Origin of the sequence: Ruegeria sp. HKCCD7221, assembly GCF_013031225.1 — a bacterium.
GTDB lineage: Bacteria > Pseudomonadota > Alphaproteobacteria > Rhodobacterales > Rhodobacteraceae > Ruegeria.
The window spans coordinates 1,128,493-1,145,025 of the sequence record NZ_WPZE01000001.1 but is presented as its reverse complement, the minus strand read 5'-3'; the positions used below and the strand labels follow the sequence as shown (position 1 = coordinate 1,145,025).

Genomic DNA, 16,533 nt, shown 5'->3' with positions numbered 1-16,533 from the left:
GAATCGCTGGGCGAGGTCGCCGAATACGCTGGGGCTTCGATCCTGAAGCGGTGAATGTTAACCTGATCCTCGAATTTGTTTCGAGGATCAGGTTTTGCTTTCAATCATAGACCCCAAAACGCCGGACCACTTTGATGCGGTCCGGCGTTTGTGTTGGGAATACCGCGCATTTCTTCTGACGCTGGATGAAAAATCCCAACGCATTGTCAGAACATTCTACCCGCGTGAGAAGTACGCCCGTTTGATGGATGCCATCGAGGTTGAGCACGCGGCACCCACAGGAGGTGTCCGGCTAGCGTTAAAGGATGATCAGCCTGTCGGATGTGGGATGTTCCATACGATTGAACCCGGTGTGGCTGAAATCAAGCGCGTATTCGTGAACGAGAAAGCCCGAGGTACCGGTGCCGGGTACGCGATCATGAGTGATCTGATCGAAACCTGCCGCCTGAAGGGGTTTCGTATTATTCGGATGGACACAGGAAAACCACTTGAGGCCGCAACACGCCTTTATTTGTCGATGGGGTTTGAATTGCGTGACGCCTATTCGGAAATCCCCGAGGTTGCAGATGGTCATCTGCTGTTTTTTGAAATGGATTTGCAGGAATAGCGCGATTTTGGGCTAAAAAAGTCGAAATTTTTCGACCTTCTTTCCTGTTGTTATTGAAGGAGAAATTTAAAAAACCGCTACTTAAGTGAACATTATTGCACTTATGTGTGAACTTTTCCCTATTAGGAGGGCCGGGTGGTCTCGTACCCTGACTGTATTACAGAAAGGAGAACACCATGACTGGTTCTAAATTCCTTCTCGTAGCGTCGGTAGTCGGCACTGTATTTTTGGCGGCATGTTCAGCACCTGGCACATATCCGATCACTGGCGATCCGGTTTCAGCAAGTGACCCGGTTCGGGATATGGAATCGCCCACTTACATCTATCGTGGTGAGGCTCGCTAAGGCCTGTGCGTGACATCACGGGCGGTGACGTCCGTGATTGATCTGAATTCAGAGCTTCTTGCTCATTAACATATACCGATCGCGCGGTTTGAACCCGGTGCGCAGATACAGTTTCTGAGCTGCCTCGTTTGTGCGGTCGACCTCAAGATGCAGGGCGGTAAGCCCAGCTCCGGCCAGTGCCTTTGGCAGGTCTAGCAATACTTCGGATGCAATTCCTCGGCCGCGAACGGCAGGGCGAATGTAGATCTCGTCCACAAAGCCGTCCATGCCGCCGAATTCGACGGACCAACCGAATGTCAGGATGATGTATCCCAACGGTGCCCGTCCGGGTCCGATCAGGTAGACACATCCGTGGGGGATGCCCTCTAATAGCGGGGCCAGAGCGTTGCGGGTCTGATCCGCATCCTGAGCGATACCTTCCTCGGTGTGGAATGCAGTGACCAGGCCCACCAAGCGGTCCAGATCTTCGGGGCGGGCAAGCCGCAGGGCAGCGCTCATAGTCGGGCCAGCCGTTCGGTCAACAGGGTAAAGAACCCGTCCGCGTCCACATCTCCTATGAATGTCGCGTTGGGTTTGCGATCGGTGACGTGCCACCAGTCGGCGACCGTCATACCCATCGTGAGTTCTGATTGGGTCTCAATCTCGACATTCACGAAACGACCCGAGAACAATTCGGGCTTGATCAGATAGGCTGTGACGCACGGGTCATGCAGTGGTGCCCCTTGGCTGCCGTATTTTTCCTTGTCAAAGCGTTCGAAGAAATCCGTCATCTCGGCCACGGCGATACCGACCTTGGTTCCCAGCGCGCGGAAGGCGTCGTTGCGGGGTTTGGTGACCAGCGCCTTGTGCGTGACATCCAACGGCATAACGACAATAGGGCGACCTGATTTAAACACGATATCAGCAGCTTCTGGGTCGACGTGAATGTTGAATTCTGCGGTGGGGGTAATGTTGCCAACCTCGAAATACGCGCCGCCCATCAGCACGATTTCCTGCACCCGATCCACGATATCAGGCGCTTTGGTAAAGGCGGTTGCGATGTTTGTCAGTGGCCCTAGCGGGCATAACGTGACCGTTCCTGGCTCATGCGCGCGCAGGGTGTCGATAATGAAGTCGACCGCATGCCCGTCGGTCAGTTGCACCTGCGGATCAGGCAGGTCCGGGCCGTCCAGACCGGTTTTTCCGTGCACATGTTCTGCCGTGACCAGCGCTCGATTCAATGGGCGGTCGCACCCGGCGTAAACCGGCACCTCGGTATGTCCGGCCAGTTCGCAGACGATACGGGCGTTCTTGGACGTCAGGTCTAACGGCACGTTCCCAGCGACGGCGGTTATGCCCAGAACCTCAATCTCTTGGGGGCTGGCCAGCGCCAGCAGGATGGCGACGGCGTCGTCCTGGCCGGGGTCAGTGTCGATGATGATTTTACGAGGGGGCATGGGCGTCTCCGGGGGCGTGAAGGTCGGACACTCGCAAGTGTCCCGGCACATGTCCAGCCGTTTTAGGTGTCCGCAACCGCATCCACCGGCGGGAGTTTGCCATTAGCGCGATGTTCTTCGGTTTTCACCTCGTCCCAAAGGGCGTCCATCTCGGCCAGATCGCTTTGTGAAGGCGTTTTGCCACGCGCCGCAAGGCGGGCCTCAACCTGTTCGAACCGGCGGGTGAACTTGGCATTGGTACGGCGCAGGGCTGCCTCGGGTTCAATCCCGAGATGGCGGCCCAGATTGACAATCACGAAGAGCAAGTCACCGAACTCATCCTCTAGTGCGTCGGCGTCCATGCTGTCGCGGGCCTCTTCCAACTCGGCGGCCTCTTCGGTGATCTTCGCCAGCACATGACTGGCATCGGGCCAGTCGAACCCCACGCGGGCGGCGCGTTTTTGCAGCTTATGCGCGCGCAACAGGGCGGGCAGGTTAGCCGCCACTCCATCCAGCGCGCCTTTTTGTTCGTTGCCAGCGCGTTCCGCTGCCTTGATGGTTTCCCAATCCAGCGTCTGCTGCTCGGCAGATTTGTCGCGGGATTCGTCGCCGAACACGTGAGGATGACGCGTGACCATTTTGTCTGACATGGTGCGGACTACGTCCTGAAAGGTGAAATGCCCGGCTTCCTCGGCCATCTGCGCATGAAAGACGGATTGGAACAGCAAATCGCCCAATTCGCCTTTCAGCTCTTCATACGCCTCACGCTCGATGGCGTCGGCGACCTCATAGGCTTCTTCGATGGTGTAGGGGGCGATGGTGGCGAAATCCTGTTCGATATCCCACGGGCAGCCGGTCTGCGGGTCACGTAGGCGGCGCATGATTTCCAGCAGGCGCTCGATCCCTGCGTCGCTATCGTGGATCAGAGGATTTTCGGCCATTGCGAACCCTTTCGTTCCGGTGTCAGATGCATCCATTCCGCAGTCAGGATCAGGAGTCCACCCCAGATGCCCGTCGTCAACCGAATTGCCGATTTTGCCGCCGATATGACCGCTTGGCGACAACACCTGCATTCGATTCCCGAGTTGGAGTTCGAATGCCATGAAACTGCAGCTTTTGTTGCCGACAGGCTGCGTGAATTTGACGTTGACGAGTTGCATGAAGGAATTGCCAAAACCGGGATTGTCGCGATCATCAACGGGCAGGGCGAGGGGCCGACAATTGGTCTACGCGCGGACATGGATGCCCTACCGATCCCCGAGGAAACCGGGGTCGAATATGCGTCGACTAAACCGGGTAATATGCATGCCTGTGGCCATGACGGTCATACGACAATGTTGTTGGGCGCAGCGCGTTATCTGGCTGAGACACGAAATTTCCGCGGCCGCGTGGCCCTGATCTTTCAGCCTGCGGAAGAAGAAGGCGGCGGAGCAGGCGTCATGGTCGAAGAGGGGCTTATGGACCGGTTCGATGTTTCCCAGGTCTATGCACTGCACAATGCGCCCGGTGTCCCTGAGGGGGCATTCCAGACGACGCCCGGGCCGATCATGGCCGCTGTCGACACGTTTGAAGTTCACATTCAGGGTCTCGGCGGCCACGGGGCCATGCCACACGAAACTCGCGATCCAGTGATGGCGGCCTGTGGAATAGCACAGGCCATTCAGACCATTGTCAGCCGCAACAACTATGCGCTGGACGATCTGGTTATCTCGGTCACCCAGATTCACACCGGAACGGTCAACAACGTGATCCCGGATACTGCCTATATCAACGGAACCGTCCGCACCTTCGATCCGTCTGTTCAGAAGATGGTGATGGAACGGATGGAGCAGATCGTGCAGGGGCAGGCACAGTCTTATGGGGTTGAGGCAAGGTTGGATTATGAGATCAATTACCCCGCAACGATCAATGACGCAGACAAAGCTGGGTTTGCCGCCGATGTCGCGCGGGACGTGGCGGGAGACGAATGGGTCTTCACGAACATATCTGCGATGATGGGGGCCGAGGATTTCTCGTTCATGCTGAATGCGCGTCCGGGGGCGTACCTGTTTCTGGGGCAAGGCGAAAGTGCCGGGTTGCATCATCCAAAATACAATTTTAACGACGAGATCGCGCCGGTTGGGGCATCCTTTTTCGCGCGGATTGTCGAAAAGGCGCAGCCGCTGGGCTGAACGGGGGAATAAATGGCACTGGAAGATGCAAAAAATCAGGTAGACGAGGCGTTTACCAATCCTGACCTCAAGGGGTTGTCCTATGAAAATACGTTTGGCGGGGCGACGTCCTTTCTGCGGCGGCTGTACACCAAGGACCTGAAGGACGTGGACATAGCCGTGACTGGAGTGCCGTTCGATCAGGCGGTGACCAACCGCCCCGGAACCCGACTTGGCCCGCGTGCAATCCGAGAGGCCAGTGCGCTGCAATCACCCGATGCGCCCTATGGCTGGCCTTTTGACGCGCTGAGTGAACTGGCGATCGTCGATTATGGTGACATGGCCTATGACTACGCCAATATCCCGGCGTTTCCAGATACGCTGACCGATCATATCTGCACGATACTAGCCGCCGATGTGGCTTCGGTCACTTTGGGCGGGGATCACTATATCAGCTTTCCGATCCTCAAGGCTTATGCCGAGAAATTCGGGCCGATTTCCTTGCTGCAGTTTGATGCGCATACGGATACGTGGGCCGATGACGACATGTCGCGCGTGGATCACGGAACGATGTTCTACAAGGCGGTGAAGTCGGGCATCGTGGATCCCAAGCGATCGGTGCAGGTCGGAATCCGGACCACCAACGAGGACACGCTGGGTGTCAACATCATCGACGCGCGCGAGGTTTATGAATCCGGCCCCGCTGCCGTCGCGCAGAAGATTAAGGGCATTCTGGGTGACAGTCCCGTTTATCTAAGCTTTGATATCGACGGTCTGGATCCCGCTTTTGCGCCGGGTACAGGTACACCCGTCTGGGGTGGGCTGAGTTCCATTCAGGCGCAGATCATATTGCGCGATATCGCCGGTATCAACATCAAGGGCGGGGACGTTGTCGAGGTATCTCCGCCGTTTGATACATCCGGCGCAACGGCGATCGCCGGCGCGCATGTCGCCACGCAGATTATTTGCCTTTTGGGGTGGAACAAGTTGCAGCCTTAACCATTGGTTAGCCATCTTTCCTCTATCACGTTAACCAAAATAACGGATGGGAAAGTTACTGGCATGAAAGACTTCAACCAGCCCCTCAGCGGCAATGATCTGGCGCGGTTTTCCGGGCCGAATACGTTCATGCGCCTGCCGCAGGTGGATACGTTGGCCGGGTTGGATGTGGCCGTTTTGGGTATTCCGATGGATATCGGCACCTCATGGCGGTCGGGCACACGGTTCGGGCCGAAACAGATCCGCAGCGAAAGCGCGATGATCCGGCCTTACAACATGGCCACATTCGCGGCTCCGTTCGACAGCCTGCAGATTGCCGATATCGGTGATCTTGCGATCAACACGTTTTCCCTGTCCGAAAGCCTCAAGATCATTAAGGAAAGCTATGATGCTATTCTGGCGCAGGATGTGACGCCCGTCGCGATGGGAGGTGATCATTCGATCACCCTGCCGATTTTACGGGCAATTGCGGCCAAGCACGGGCCCGTGGCGTTGGTTCACGTGGATGCCCACGCAGGTGTAGACGACGAAATGTTTGGTGAGCGTGAGACACACGGCACCGTCTTTCGCCGCGCCTACGAAGAAGGTCTGATCATTCCTGACAAGGTCTTTCAGGTCGGAATTCGCGGTTCGGGTTATTCAACGACGGATTTCAACGAAGCAAAGGAATGGGGATTTCGGCAGTTTCCGGCGTTGGAATTGTGGCAGCAGAACCTGACGGAAGTTGGCTCTCAGATACGGAAGACAATCGGGGATCACCCGACTTATATCACCTTCGACATTGACAGCCTTGATCCGGCTTTTGCTCCGGGAACGGGCACGCCAGAAATCGCGGGGCTAACCACGCCGCAGGCCTTGCAGTTGATCCATGCACTCAGCGGTCTGACCGTTGTGGGGTGCGATCTAGTCGAGGTCTCGCCGCCCTATGACACGACCGGCAACACGGCGCTGACGGCGGCTAACCTGTTGTTCGAGCTTATGTGCATCCTGCCAGGTGTGACGTCGCGGTAAAAGCCTGCCTCACGACTTGTCCAGGCCTGTATTCCGAATAAGGTTGCTAAAAGAATAGGGTCGAGATGAAGAAAATGCTCATTTTCCTTGTTGTTGCGGCGGTCTTCGCGGTGGGCGCTTATATTAGGTTGGCACCGTCCGATCCTACGCGATGGCACGTAGTGCCCACCGGTCAGGCGGATCGCGATATGCAAGGCGGAGTGTTTCGGGTTTTGGAAACTGGCCCCGACGGGCTGGCGCGTCTGGACGCGATTGCGCGTAACACATCCCGTACAACGGTTTTGGCGGGGTCCGTTGACGAAGGGATGGTCACCTATGTCACCCGCACCAAAGTGATCGGCTTTCCCGACTACACGACCGCCCAGCAGGATGGCGACACGCTGCGCATCCACGCGCGCTTGCGCTTTGGGCGCTCAGATTTTGGGGTAAACCGTAACCGTGTTGATGGGTGGCTGACTGCGCTCAAGCCCTGAGGACAGGCAGCCTTCCTGCACTTCGCGCCACATCGGTACGTTCAACGACATTTGGCACTGTGCCATGAACATACGGCCATCGACCTGTAGGCAGATCATCTCTCCCAGTTCGATGCGGGTGCCGGATGTATCGGTGCAATAGCAATCGCGCACCTTGCCATCCGGGCCAACATAGTCGGCCATGGCCGGTGTGGAAAACAGCGTCAGGACAAGCGTAAACCATCTCATGCGCAGCAGCTTAGCATACGGTCGGCCCTTGACCAAAGCCCCGGATTGTTAGACACCCCCGGGGATGATCCCCGAAGAACGCCTAGAACAGATAACTCAGCGATTCCAATACCTCGAAGCGGCGATGTCAGACGGCGCGGCGGGTGGGGACATTGCTGCTTTGGCCAAGGAGTATTCTGACCTCAAACCGGTTGTCGAACAGATCACGGCCTGGCGACTGTTGGTGGCGGATTTGGCGGAAGCGCAGGCGATGCTGGCAGACCCCGATATGAAGGAGTTGGCCGAAGAAGAAATCCCAGACTTGCAGGCCCGCATCCCCGAAGCGGAACACGCGCTGCAATTGGCATTGCTGCCCCGCGACGCGGCCGATGCGCGCCCTGCGATGCTGGAAATTCGCCCCGGAACCGGAGGGGACGAGGCTGCCTTATTCGCGGGAGACCTGTTGCGCATGTATCAACGCTATGCCGAGGCACACGGCTGGCGTTTTGAGATCATCGAAGAACAGGCTTCGGACCTTGGTGGCATCAAAGAGGTCGTGGCGCATATAAAGGGCGACAACGTCTTTGCGCGGTTAAAATATGAATCCGGAGTTCACAGAGTTCAGCGCGTTCCCGAAACCGAAAGCGGCGGGCGGATTCACACATCGGCTGCGACGGTTGCGGTGCTACCCGAGGCCGAAGATGTGGATATCCAGATTGACGCGAATGATATTCGTATCGACACCATGCGCAGTTCGGGTGCGGGTGGTCAGCACGTGAACACGACAGATTCGGCTGTGCGCATCACCCACCTTCCGACCGGTCTTGTGGTTACAAGCTCTGAGAAGTCCCAGCACCGTAATCGTGAAATCGCAATGCAGGTTCTGAAGACGCGACTTTATGATTTGGAGCGTCAGAGGATCGAGAGCGAACGGTCCGCCGACCGAGCCAGCCAAGTGGGCTCTGGCGACCGTTCCGAGCGGATCAGGACGTATAACTTTCCACAGGGCCGGATGACCGATCACCGCATAAACCTGACTTTGTACAAGCTGGATCAGGTCATGCAGGGCGATCTGGACGAGGTCATAGATGCGCTGACAGTCGATGACCAAGCCCGCCTGCTGGCTGAGATGGCGCAATGATTGCTGCGTTGACAGCGGCGCAGGCCATGGTCGCTGCAACGGCGCGGCTTCGGGCGGCCGGGGTTGCTGATCCGGCGCGTGACGCCCGAGTGTTGTTGGCCCATGCCGCGCGAATCGAAGCCAGCCGCGTCACGTTGATCGCCCCCGAGGAGCTTTCGCCGGAGATCGCCGAACGGTACGACCAATTGATATCCTTGCGCGCCATTCGAGTGCCGGTCTCCCACCTGCTGGGGGAAAGGGAGTTTTATGGCCGCCGCTTTCGGGTCAGCGGCGATGTGTTGGACCCTCGACCGGAGACCGAGGCGCTGATCGAGGCGGCGTTGAGCGAACCTTTCGGTCATGTTCTGGACCTTGGGGTCGGGTCCGGGTGCATTCTGATCACCTTATTGGCGGAAAGAACCAGCGCAACGGGGCTAGGCGTTGACCTAAGTGAGGCTGCTTGTCTGCAAGCCAGCGCGAACGCTGTTCAGCATCAAGTTCAAAACCGTATCGAGATTATCAAGTCTGATTGGTTCGGAGACATTAATGGTAATTTTGACCTGATTGTTTCCAATCCCCCGTATATTTCTCTGCCGGAAATGGCGGAATTGTCCCCCGAAGTGCGTGAGCATGAACCGCGCATGGCACTGACGGACGAGGGCGACGGTTTGGGAGCTTACCGTCGTATTGCTGCCGGTGTTCCTGATTTTCTGTTACCCGGCGGGCGTTTGCTGGTCGAAATTGGGCCGACGCAGGGCCTGAGCGTTTCTGCGCTGTTTGATGCTGCTGGATTGGTCGACATAAGGATAATTCCCGATTTGGATGGTCGCGACCGTGTTGTATTTGCCAGAATGTCGCAGTGAATCTGTGCGCTGAGGCTGAAATACGCCGATTGATGTAAAAAAGCTGCGAAATTTAGTACAAACCCCTTGTCTGCACGCGCCGGACATGTTTACTCAGGATTAGTCAGCGAGGTTGACGCCGTTACAGCGCGCCCCTGACGCCAAGCCCAAAAAGTCGACATCGCGTCACAGCAAAAGCCTTTGAGCAGTGCAAGACGCGAAAGGTTCGACATCGAATGACAAGGCTGACGAAAGTAGATGAGATCTTCCAAATCCCGCTCGCGGGCCAAGAATAACCGCAATCGTCCTTCTGGAGGCAACGTAGTAAACCGGGTTTTCGACAGCTCGGGCCCAGAGGGTAAAGTGCGTGGCACGCCCCAGCAGATCATTGACAAGTACAACCAGCTTGCTCGTGACGCGCAGTTGTCTAATGACCGCGTGGCCGCGGAAAATTTCCAGCAACACGCCGAGCACTACCTGCGTCTGCTAAGTGAAGCGCAACGCGAAATGGAAGCGCGCCGCGAAGAACAGGAGCGGCAGAACCGCGAACGTCAGGCTGAACGTGATCGCGAACGCGCTGAGCGTCAGGAACGCGAAGCTGCGCGCCAATCAGATCCGGCCGAAGCACCGCAACCTGACGTGATGGATTTCACACCCGCAGCCGCTTCGCCTGAATCCGGTTTGGTGGAGACCCCTGAAAATAAGGGTGCTGAAGGCGAAGCCGCCGAGAAGAAGGAAAAACCGGCGCGCCGTCCCCGTACGCGCAAGCCCAAGCCTGCGCCGTCGGAAGACGCATCGTCGGACAAAGGTGATGCGCCCGAGGCCGCCGAGTAATCAAAGGCGCACAAAACAAGACAAAGCCCCGAGGTTCGACCCGGGGCTTTTTTGCTTCAAGCGTTATCAACCTCGCGCGACAATGCACAGAAGGCTTCAAGCGGCACCTGCTCGGCCCGTTCAGTTGGTTGAATCCCGGCCGCCAATAACCTGTCTTCGATATTCGGGGCGATGCCCTTTAGCGATGCGCGCAGCATTTTGCGGCGTTGGTTGAAGGCTGCAGCCACGACACGGGATAGTGTGGCGGGGTTCGCGGGATACCTGGGTTCGGGCAGGGCAGTTAGATGGACCACGGCGCTTGAAACCTTGGGCGGAGGCGTAAACGCGCCGGGAGGTAAAGACATGGCAATCCGAGCCTCGGCGCGCCATTGCGCAAGGATGGCAAGGCGTCCGTAGGCTTTGCCGCCGGGCTGCGCCACGATCCGTTCAGCGACCTCGCGCTGAAACATCAGGGTCAGGCTTTGCCAGAACGGGGGCCATTCGGGGGGGGTCAGCCACCGCACAAGAAGCTCAGTTCCGACGTTGTAGGGCAGGTTGGCTGCGACCCGGATTGGTGGCGTTAGATGTGTCAGCGGGTCAATCTCGAGCGCGTCACCGTTGATGACCTCCAAACGGCCGGGATATGCAGCGGCAATGTCGTTCAGGGCCGCAATGCAGCGGGTGTCTTTCTCGACCGCGACCACTTTCCGCGCGCCCTCGGACAGCAAACCCCGAGTCAGACCTCCTGGGCCAGGGCCGATTTCCAACACATCGCACGCGGACAGATCTCCGGCCTGTCGCGCAATCTTGGCGGTCAGATTCAGGTCCAGCAGGAAGTTCTGGCCCAGCGACTTTCGCGCCGAAAGCTGGTGGGTTGCGATGACCTCGCGCAGAGGGGGAAGATTGTCGATAGCGCTCATTTTCAGATTACCGTGGCGCAGGAGGGATTGCGTGCACCAGAGATTTTTTGCCTCCGGCGGGGATATTTTCAGCCAGGTGAAGGATCAAGAGCTTTTTGCCATGCGGTGGGCGAGTTTCAAAGCTTCGATCAGGCTGGACGGGTTTGCGATACCTTGCCCTGCGATATCAAGGGCGGTGCCGTGGTCGGGCGATGTGCGTATGAAAGGCAGGCCGAGCGTCACGTTTACGCCGCGGTCGAAATCCAGCGTTTTGATCGGAATCAGCGCCTGATCATGATACATTGCAATGGCTGCGTCATAACGGGCGCGGGCTGCGGCATGAAACATGGTGTCCGCAGGGTGTGGGCCGCTGACAGTGTAGTCTTCCGAAGGAAGCGCAGAAATCAGCGGGCCGATCCAGTCCAGCTCTTCAAGCCCCATCTTACCACCTTCCCCCGCATGGGGGTTCAGCCCGGCAATGGCGATGCGGGGGTGAGCAATGCCGAATTGCTTTCGCAACCCCTCGGCTGTGATTTCAATCGTATCGCGCATCAGGGCTGGCGTGAGTTCGGACGGGACGCGGGACAGGGGAATATGGATCGTTGTGGGCACCACGCGCAATTCATCGCTGGCCAGCATCATCACAACGCGTTTACGCCCGGCCAGCGCGGCAAGAAACTCGGTATGGCCGGGATAGGCGAACCCGGCCCCGTCAATCAGTGCTTTCTTGTGGATCGGCGCGGTGCAGAGGGCCGACGCCGCGCCCGACTGAACCAGTGACACGCCTCGTTCAATCGCGTTTATGACGCCGGGCGCATTTGCGGCTGAGGGTGTACCGGGGCGATTGGGTTCGGGGAAGTCCAGTTGCAGAACAGGCATTGCCGAGGCGCTGATACGAAGTGACTCTGCCGGGTCGCTGATTTGATGCACCGGAGTTCCCTGAGGAATATGCGCCTCGTCCCCGATATAGAAAAACGGGCAGGTATCTCGTAGTTCTGCCCATGCTTTAGCCGCGATCTCTGGGCCTATACCGGCAGGGTCGCCACAACTGAGCGCGATCGGGGCGATCATTGCTCGATTATCGTTGCGTCCGCGCGTAGCCGCTCTAGCAGGCTTTCGGAAAAGGCCTGCAGCCGCTGTTGCGTCAGCGCATTGGCCACATCAACGCGCGAAGTTTCTTCGCCACGGTCGAGCGTCCGGGTGCACAACATCAGGAAACGGAGGGTCTGGCCGTTATTGGCGGTCAGATTCGTCGAAACTTCGTTAAGATCCAGCTTGGCTAGTTCCAGTGCGACGTCCCGCGGAATTTCAGAGGGGCTGGCTTCGATCCGTTGCAGAACCTCAGCCGGTTGGTCTTGTGCAATTCCATAGAGGTCATCGCAGGTGTCGATCTCTTCCCGCAATTTGGCGGCGCGGGCCAGCGTGTCAGCGCTGCGACCGCCGGCAAGGTTGTAGATGGCATAGTCGATTTTCGAATAACGCGGCGCGCCAGACGCGACCTCGCGCAGGCCGCGCATCTGGAACAGGGCAATGGCGTTTGGCAGGTTGATGGGCTGTGTTATATCCCCATTCTTGAGGCCAAGGATAACCGGCTGCAAGGCAGGGGGCAGATCGGTCAAGTTCAGCCATTCCAACCGACCGCCATTGTCCCGTGTGCCGGCGGCGGAATATTGGGTGGCTGCCGCTGAAAAGGCATCAAATCCTTCCAATTGCGCGATCTCTTCGGCCAACAACTCGGCCTGGGCGATGGTCTGCTGATTGACCGGAATGATGATCTCGGACATCAGAACCTGCAATCCACCGCCACCGGCTTGTCCCAGCGCCCGGTTGATTTCATCCTCGGACGGGCGCGCCTGCGACAGGAAACGGGCGCTGACATAGTCGCGCCACGAAAGCTGGTCTGCGACAAAATCCCTGACGGTTTCTTGGGACACACCCGCATCGGCAAGAAGTTGCAGGAACTGATCCGTCGACAACCGCCCGCGCGCAGCGAACTCGTCAATGCCGACCTGAACATCCTCTGGGTTGATTTCGATTCCCGCCTCTCGCATGGCTTGCTTGCGCAGACGGTCGTCGATCAGGGCCTCTCGCACCTCGTCCTCGGATGCTCCGGGAGCGCCCAGGGCTAAAAGGAATTGCAGACGCTGGTCCAGTTCGTACCAGGTGACAATATCCTGATTAACCTTGATCGCAGGCGAGAACGGGCTTTGGGCTTGCGCTTCCATGGGCGCAAGACTCAATACCGCAACGGCCAGTGCCTGAGCCACCGAGGGCAGCCAACCGGAACGAACGAAACTGGAGAAACGTGAAATCAACTGCATCTTCTCTTGAACTGTTGTCCGCCACCTTCAACAGAATATCCTGTCAGGGCTACGGTAAAGCCGAATTCTGTCGAAGGCTCAATACTCGAAGACGAGGTAAATCGTCTACTCACGATCATATTTGCCTGCACACATTCGTTTTGGTAGGTCACGCCCAACCCATAACGGATCGGTTCGGACTCGGCGAGGTCATAGCGGGCGAATGCACGGGTCAGCCAGTTTTGGTCGATACGGTAACGACCATTGACGCGAACTTCCGAGATTTCATCTTCCGCGTTTTCAGCTGGATCGGGTTCCTGCCAGACATAAGTGCCCGACAGGCTGGTTGTTTCTTGGCTCCAGGCAGCGCGCAATTCAGCCTTGGCGAAACTGAAGTCACCGTTGAGCAATCCGCGCCCTGCCAATGACCAGCCATTGGCCGTTTCCAACTGACCAGCAATCAACAGGTCTGACGCCGTTCCCTGCAAACCCGAGGTTACGTTGAATTCAGGGTCGGCATCCGCGCGAAAGACCTGACCAACTGTTGCCAGTGCGCGCCATCCCTTTGCTCCGTATCGGGCCCAGTTTATGCCGACCACTCCGGTTGCGCCGTCTTCCCGACGGTCGGGGGCCGGAAATCGCGAAAGGGACAGAAGGTTGCCCTGATCGAATTCCTGAAACGTACTTTCGTCGATCGGCACGTCGTTGGTTGAAACATGGGTCCAGCCGACTTGTGCGATCGGTTCAAGGACTTGGGTCGCGCCCGACTTTTCCCGCCGTGACATTGGGTAGCGCAGCGTCAGCGCCGCGCGTGGTGTGGTGCGGGTAACCTGACTAGGGAACCCGCTGTCATGACGAATATTGAACGTATCGACAGACGCGCCCAACCTGGCGTCCGCGCGCAGGCCCGTGGTGAATATCCAACTGCGCAACCATTCGGCATCGAAAGTTGCTCGCGCGACATCACGGCCCACGATGTCTTCGTCGCTGGTACGTTCATGGGCGTGTGCGACAAAGCCAAGCCGAACCTCGCCACCCACTGCGGTCGGGAAGTGGCGTTTCTGATAGTACAGGTCGAACACGCGCGAAGGGATTTCATCCTGATCTTCGCTGTCGCGCAAAGTCTGGTAGTGGATGAAGCTGGTGCGGAACGCCGTATCCCGTTTGATCCGTTCCAGCGCGACTTCGCTGCGTAATCGGTCGAAATTGGGCAGGCCGTAGTCGGCCAAATACGCATCGTCAGACGTGGTCTTCAGGTCAAAGGTGAACCGATAGCCGTCCCGCAGGTTGAATGCGCCATCCGCAAATAGATACCCGCGCTGCTCGTCTGGTTGAAGGTCATCTTTTGTATAGGCGCCCAAGATTCGGATACGTCCACGTTTGAACGCCTGACGATACCGGAAGCCCAGCGTTTTGGTCTTGGACGATACATATGGCGTCAGCGTCAGGTCCTTGTGGTCGCCCAACTTGAAGAAATACGGCACCTTTAGGCCGGTGCCCAGTTGCGACGTGGTTCTGACCGAGGGGACGAGAAAGCCCGTCGCGCGGTCCAGTGTGGGATCGGGAAGACGCAGGTACGGAAAATAGAATACCGGAAAGTCCAGAATTCGGAACTGTGCACCTTCAAAATATAACTGCCGTTCCAGCTGGTCATGGGTGACTTTGCGCGCACGGATCTGCCATATCGGAGGTTTACCGTTGGCGCAGACGTGGCACGACGTGGCCGAGACCTTGCTGAATTGCGTATAGCGCCCAGCCGCACGCTTGGCCTGGACCGACGCGATCTGGACTTGCTGCTGGAACACCATTCTAGCGCCGATGAGCAGGCCGTTTTGGATGCCGCTGTCCAATTCCGCTGAATCCGCCAGCAGAGTCGTTGCGCCGCCCTGATCAATGCGGACCGGACCCTCAAGCAAAAGTTCGCCGGTGTCGCGGTCATAGGTAATCCGTTGCGCAGTAACTTTAATGTCGCCTTGAAACGCTTCGACGTTGCCCTCGGCGACAAGCACTCTTTGCGGAGTGATGAAAATCCGATCTGCAACCAGAAGGGCTGGTTCTTCCTCTTGCGGAGTACTTTGCGGCGGGCCGCCAGCGGGCTGATTTTGGGCGCCCGCGCTCTGTGGTATGGCCAACGCCAGAGCGCCGGACAAAAACAGGCAGGATAGAAGCCGCATCAGCCGTCCTCCGCGTGCAACAACAGACCGAGGGACAGCAATATGGCTGCGAAGGGCGGAGCCCACGCCGCAACAAAGATAGGCAGTTGTCCGTTTTCCCCTAGAATTTGGGCAAAGTTGCGCACGAAGTATATGCCAAAACCCAACAGTACCGCGGACAGAACCGCGATCCCGGTTCCGCCAAAGCGGACATGGCGCATGGTGAACGCTGCCCCGATCAGGACCATCGACACCAAGAAGATCGGGCGCGCAAGTTGCACTTGCAGCCAGACTTCGTATTGCTTGGTGGAAAACCCGGCTTCGCCTAGGTCACGAATAAGCTGTGGCAAGTCGTAGACCGAAACGGCCCCTTGCCGCCCCAGCGTGTCCAAAATGCGCTCCCGCGTCAGCGACGTAGGGATTTCAAGCGTCGAATGCTCGACGGCGTTGATTTCCGGGTTGATGTCCTGATTCAAGGACCAGACTTTGGCGTTGGACAAAGTCCAGTTGCCGTCGTCAAGGACAGCGCTGTCGGCGGCAATCTGTTGCGTCGGCGTACCGTCCGGCGAAAATGCGATGATCGTCACTTCGTTCAACTTCAGCGTATCGCCATTTGACGTGCCCCGCGCGTGGATCACAGACTGGCCGTTTTGCGAGCCCTGCCGCAGCCACATGCCTTCGCCGCTGATCGAAAAGGCCGACCCGCCGTTGTTGCGATACGAGTCAGACAGTCGTGAGTATTCCTCGGACGTGGCTGCCGAAATCGGGTTCAGCAGGGCAACGGCAGCCGCCCCAATCGCCAGGGCCAATACTGCAGGGGCTAGCAGCGCACGAATACCCGAACGGCCAATGGCTCGGGTCACGACCAACTCAGAACTGCGCGCAAGGCCGACAAACAGCGCGATTGTCGAAAGAATCACCAGCAACGGCAGCATTTCACTAATGGCCGCCGGGGTATTCAGCAGCGTCAGGTGCAGAAGTTGGCCAAATGACAGGTCAACCTCGTCAAAGCGTCGCACCTGTTCGATCAGGTCGATCAGAATCAACAAAGTCAGGAAGATGCCGCCGATAACCAGAAAGCTTTGGATGAACCGGCGGGCAAAATAGCGGTCAAGGATCACGGGCGAAACCCCGCAGGGGTTGGGCGCAAGGCGGGCACTCTCAGGTTCAAGCAGGAATCATTGCAGCATGCGCCACGAA

Annotated in this window: 18 protein-coding genes; 9 read left to right on the top strand and 9 right to left on the bottom strand. The window is 57.8% G+C overall.

Annotated elements, in window-relative coordinates; genetic code table 11:
* Positions 1 to 94: 94 nt before the first annotated feature.
* Together GOX73_RS05640 and GOX73_RS05635 are read left to right on the top strand one after the other, a co-directional pair.
* The gene (locus GOX73_RS05640; RefSeq protein ID WP_171121665.1) at positions 95 to 607 is read left to right on the top strand and encodes a GNAT family N-acetyltransferase; all 513 of its coding nucleotides are present in this window, start codon (positions 95 to 97) and stop codon (positions 605 to 607) included.
* 176 nt (positions 608 to 783) lie between these two features.
* Positions 784 to 951: a hypothetical protein gene (locus GOX73_RS05635; RefSeq protein ID WP_171121664.1), complete on the top strand. Its 168-nt coding sequence runs from the start codon at positions 784 to 786 to the stop codon at positions 949 to 951.
* A gap of 48 nt (positions 952 to 999) precedes the next feature.
* On the opposite strand, the gene GOX73_RS05630 is transcribed toward GOX73_RS05635, so the two are convergent.
* From GOX73_RS05630 to mazG, 3 genes are all read right to left on the bottom strand, one after another.
* Positions 1,000 to 1,449 carry an N-acetyltransferase gene (locus tag GOX73_RS05630; protein WP_171124695.1) on the bottom strand — a complete coding sequence of 150 codons (450 nt, stop codon included), beginning with the start codon at positions 1,447 to 1,449 and terminating at the stop codon, positions 1,000 to 1,002.
* On the bottom strand, positions 1,446 to 2,387 hold the full coding sequence (locus GOX73_RS05625) for a nucleoside hydrolase (RefSeq protein WP_171124696.1): 942 nt from the start codon (positions 2,385 to 2,387) through the stop codon (positions 1,446 to 1,448). Before GOX73_RS05625 ends, GOX73_RS05630 begins: the two co-directional genes overlap by 4 nt.
* A gap of 62 nt (positions 2,388 to 2,449) precedes the next feature.
* Entirely contained in the window at positions 2,450 to 3,307 is an 858-nt protein-coding gene (mazG, locus tag GOX73_RS05620) for a nucleoside triphosphate pyrophosphohydrolase (protein WP_171125298.1), read from the bottom strand.
* Positions 3,308 to 3,373: 66 nt separating this feature from the next.
* Between mazG and GOX73_RS05615 the strand changes: the two genes are divergently transcribed.
* The 4 genes from GOX73_RS05615 (at position 3,374) to GOX73_RS05600 (ending at position 6,999) form a co-directional block, all read left to right on the top strand.
* Positions 3,374 to 4,537, top strand: coding sequence for a M20 aminoacylase family protein (locus tag GOX73_RS05615; protein ID WP_171124698.1), 1,164 nt, complete (start codon positions 3,374 to 3,376; stop codon positions 4,535 to 4,537).
* A gap of 12 nt (positions 4,538 to 4,549) precedes the next feature.
* Positions 4,550 to 5,515, top strand: coding sequence for an agmatinase (gene speB / locus GOX73_RS05610; RefSeq protein ID WP_171124700.1), 966 nt, complete (start codon positions 4,550 to 4,552; stop codon positions 5,513 to 5,515).
* A 63-nt stretch (positions 5,516 to 5,578) separates the two neighbouring features.
* Positions 5,579 to 6,526, top strand: coding sequence for an agmatinase (gene speB, locus GOX73_RS05605; RefSeq protein WP_171124703.1), 948 nt, complete (start codon positions 5,579 to 5,581; stop codon positions 6,524 to 6,526).
* A 65-nt stretch (positions 6,527 to 6,591) separates the two neighbouring features.
* Positions 6,592 to 6,999 carry a DUF1499 domain-containing protein gene (locus GOX73_RS05600; RefSeq protein ID WP_171124705.1) on the top strand — a complete coding sequence of 136 codons (408 nt, stop codon included), beginning with the start codon at positions 6,592 to 6,594 and terminating at the stop codon, positions 6,997 to 6,999.
* On the opposite strand, the gene GOX73_RS05595 is transcribed toward GOX73_RS05600, so the two are convergent.
* The gene (locus tag GOX73_RS05595; RefSeq protein ID WP_171124707.1) at positions 6,940 to 7,227 is read right to left on the bottom strand and encodes a hypothetical protein; all 288 of its coding nucleotides are present in this window, start codon (positions 7,225 to 7,227) and stop codon (positions 6,940 to 6,942) included. The genes GOX73_RS05600 and GOX73_RS05595 overlap by 60 nt on opposite strands.
* 64 nt (positions 7,228 to 7,291) lie before the next feature.
* Between GOX73_RS05595 and prfA the strand changes: the two genes are divergently transcribed.
* From prfA to GOX73_RS05580, 3 genes are all read left to right on the top strand, one after another.
* Entirely contained in the window at positions 7,292 to 8,347 is a 1,056-nt protein-coding gene (prfA, locus tag GOX73_RS05590; RefSeq protein ID WP_171124709.1) for a peptide chain release factor 1, read from the top strand.
* A complete protein-coding gene (prmC, locus tag GOX73_RS05585) occupies positions 8,344 to 9,189 on the top strand; it encodes a peptide chain release factor N(5)-glutamine methyltransferase (RefSeq protein WP_171124712.1) in 846 nt (281 codons plus the stop codon). Before prfA ends, prmC begins: the two co-directional genes overlap by 4 nt.
* Positions 9,190 to 9,426: 237 nt before the next feature.
* Entirely contained in the window at positions 9,427 to 10,002 is a 576-nt protein-coding gene (locus GOX73_RS05580; protein WP_171121654.1) for a DUF4167 domain-containing protein, read from the top strand.
* Positions 10,003 to 10,058: 56 nt separating this feature from the next.
* Here the strand turns inward: GOX73_RS05580 and rsmA are convergent, their stop codons facing one another.
* From rsmA to lptG, 5 genes are all read right to left on the bottom strand, one after another.
* Positions 10,059 to 10,901 (bottom strand): 16S rRNA (adenine(1518)-N(6)/adenine(1519)-N(6))-dimethyltransferase RsmA, encoded by an 843-nt coding sequence (gene rsmA / locus GOX73_RS05575; RefSeq protein ID WP_171121653.1) that lies wholly within the window; start codon positions 10,899 to 10,901, stop codon positions 10,059 to 10,061.
* 84 nt (positions 10,902 to 10,985) lie between these two features.
* Positions 10,986 to 11,951 (bottom strand): 4-hydroxythreonine-4-phosphate dehydrogenase PdxA, encoded by a 966-nt coding sequence (gene pdxA / locus GOX73_RS05570; RefSeq protein WP_171124714.1) that lies wholly within the window; start codon positions 11,949 to 11,951, stop codon positions 10,986 to 10,988.
* Positions 11,948 to 13,201: a peptidylprolyl isomerase gene (locus GOX73_RS05565; RefSeq protein ID WP_171124716.1), complete on the bottom strand. Its 1,254-nt coding sequence runs from the start codon at positions 13,199 to 13,201 to the stop codon at positions 11,948 to 11,950. Before GOX73_RS05565 ends, pdxA begins: the two co-directional genes overlap by 4 nt.
* Positions 13,192 to 15,354: an LPS-assembly protein LptD gene (locus GOX73_RS05560; RefSeq protein WP_171134814.1), complete on the bottom strand. Its 2,163-nt coding sequence runs from the start codon at positions 15,352 to 15,354 to the stop codon at positions 13,192 to 13,194. Before GOX73_RS05560 ends, GOX73_RS05565 begins: the two co-directional genes overlap by 10 nt.
* Positions 15,354 to 16,454, bottom strand: coding sequence for an LPS export ABC transporter permease LptG (lptG, locus tag GOX73_RS05555; protein ID WP_171121649.1), 1,101 nt, complete (start codon positions 16,452 to 16,454; stop codon positions 15,354 to 15,356). Before lptG ends, GOX73_RS05560 begins: the two co-directional genes overlap by 1 nt.
* Between the last annotated feature and the right edge of the window lie 79 nt (positions 16,455 to 16,533).

Coding starts and splice junctions, on each gene's coding strand:
- GOX73_RS05635 (WP_171121664.1), top strand. CDS start 784: ATGACTGGTTCTAAATTCCTTCTCGTAGCGTCGGTAGTCGGCACTGTA.
- GOX73_RS05630 (WP_171124695.1), bottom strand. CDS start 1,449: ATGAGCGCTGCCCTGCGGCTTGCCCGCCCCGAAGATCTGGACCGCTTG.
- GOX73_RS05625 (WP_171124696.1), bottom strand. CDS start 2,387: ATGCCCCCTCGTAAAATCATCATCGACACTGACCCCGGCCAGGACGAC.
- mazG (WP_171125298.1), bottom strand. CDS start 3,307: ATGGCCGAAAATCCTCTGATCCACGATAGCGACGCAGGGATCGAGCGC.
- GOX73_RS05615 (WP_171124698.1), top strand. CDS start 3,374: ATGCCCGTCGTCAACCGAATTGCCGATTTTGCCGCCGATATGACCGCT.
- speB (WP_171124700.1), top strand. CDS start 4,550: ATGGCACTGGAAGATGCAAAAAATCAGGTAGACGAGGCGTTTACCAAT.
- speB (WP_171124703.1), top strand. CDS start 5,579: ATGAAAGACTTCAACCAGCCCCTCAGCGGCAATGATCTGGCGCGGTTT.
- GOX73_RS05600 (WP_171124705.1), top strand. CDS start 6,592: ATGAAGAAAATGCTCATTTTCCTTGTTGTTGCGGCGGTCTTCGCGGTG.
- GOX73_RS05595 (WP_171124707.1), bottom strand. CDS start 7,227: ATGAGATGGTTTACGCTTGTCCTGACGCTGTTTTCCACACCGGCCATG.
- prfA (WP_171124709.1), top strand. CDS start 7,292: ATGATCCCCGAAGAACGCCTAGAACAGATAACTCAGCGATTCCAATAC.
- prmC (WP_171124712.1), top strand. CDS start 8,344: ATGATTGCTGCGTTGACAGCGGCGCAGGCCATGGTCGCTGCAACGGCG.
- GOX73_RS05580 (WP_171121654.1), top strand. CDS start 9,427: ATGAGATCTTCCAAATCCCGCTCGCGGGCCAAGAATAACCGCAATCGT.
- rsmA (WP_171121653.1), bottom strand. CDS start 10,901: ATGAGCGCTATCGACAATCTTCCCCCTCTGCGCGAGGTCATCGCAACC.
- pdxA (WP_171124714.1), bottom strand. CDS start 11,951: ATGATCGCCCCGATCGCGCTCAGTTGTGGCGACCCTGCCGGTATAGGC.
- GOX73_RS05565 (WP_171124716.1), bottom strand. CDS start 13,201: ATGCAGTTGATTTCACGTTTCTCCAGTTTCGTTCGTTCCGGTTGGCTG.
- GOX73_RS05560 (WP_171134814.1), bottom strand. CDS start 15,354: ATGCGGCTTCTATCCTGCCTGTTTTTGTCCGGCGCTCTGGCGTTGGCC.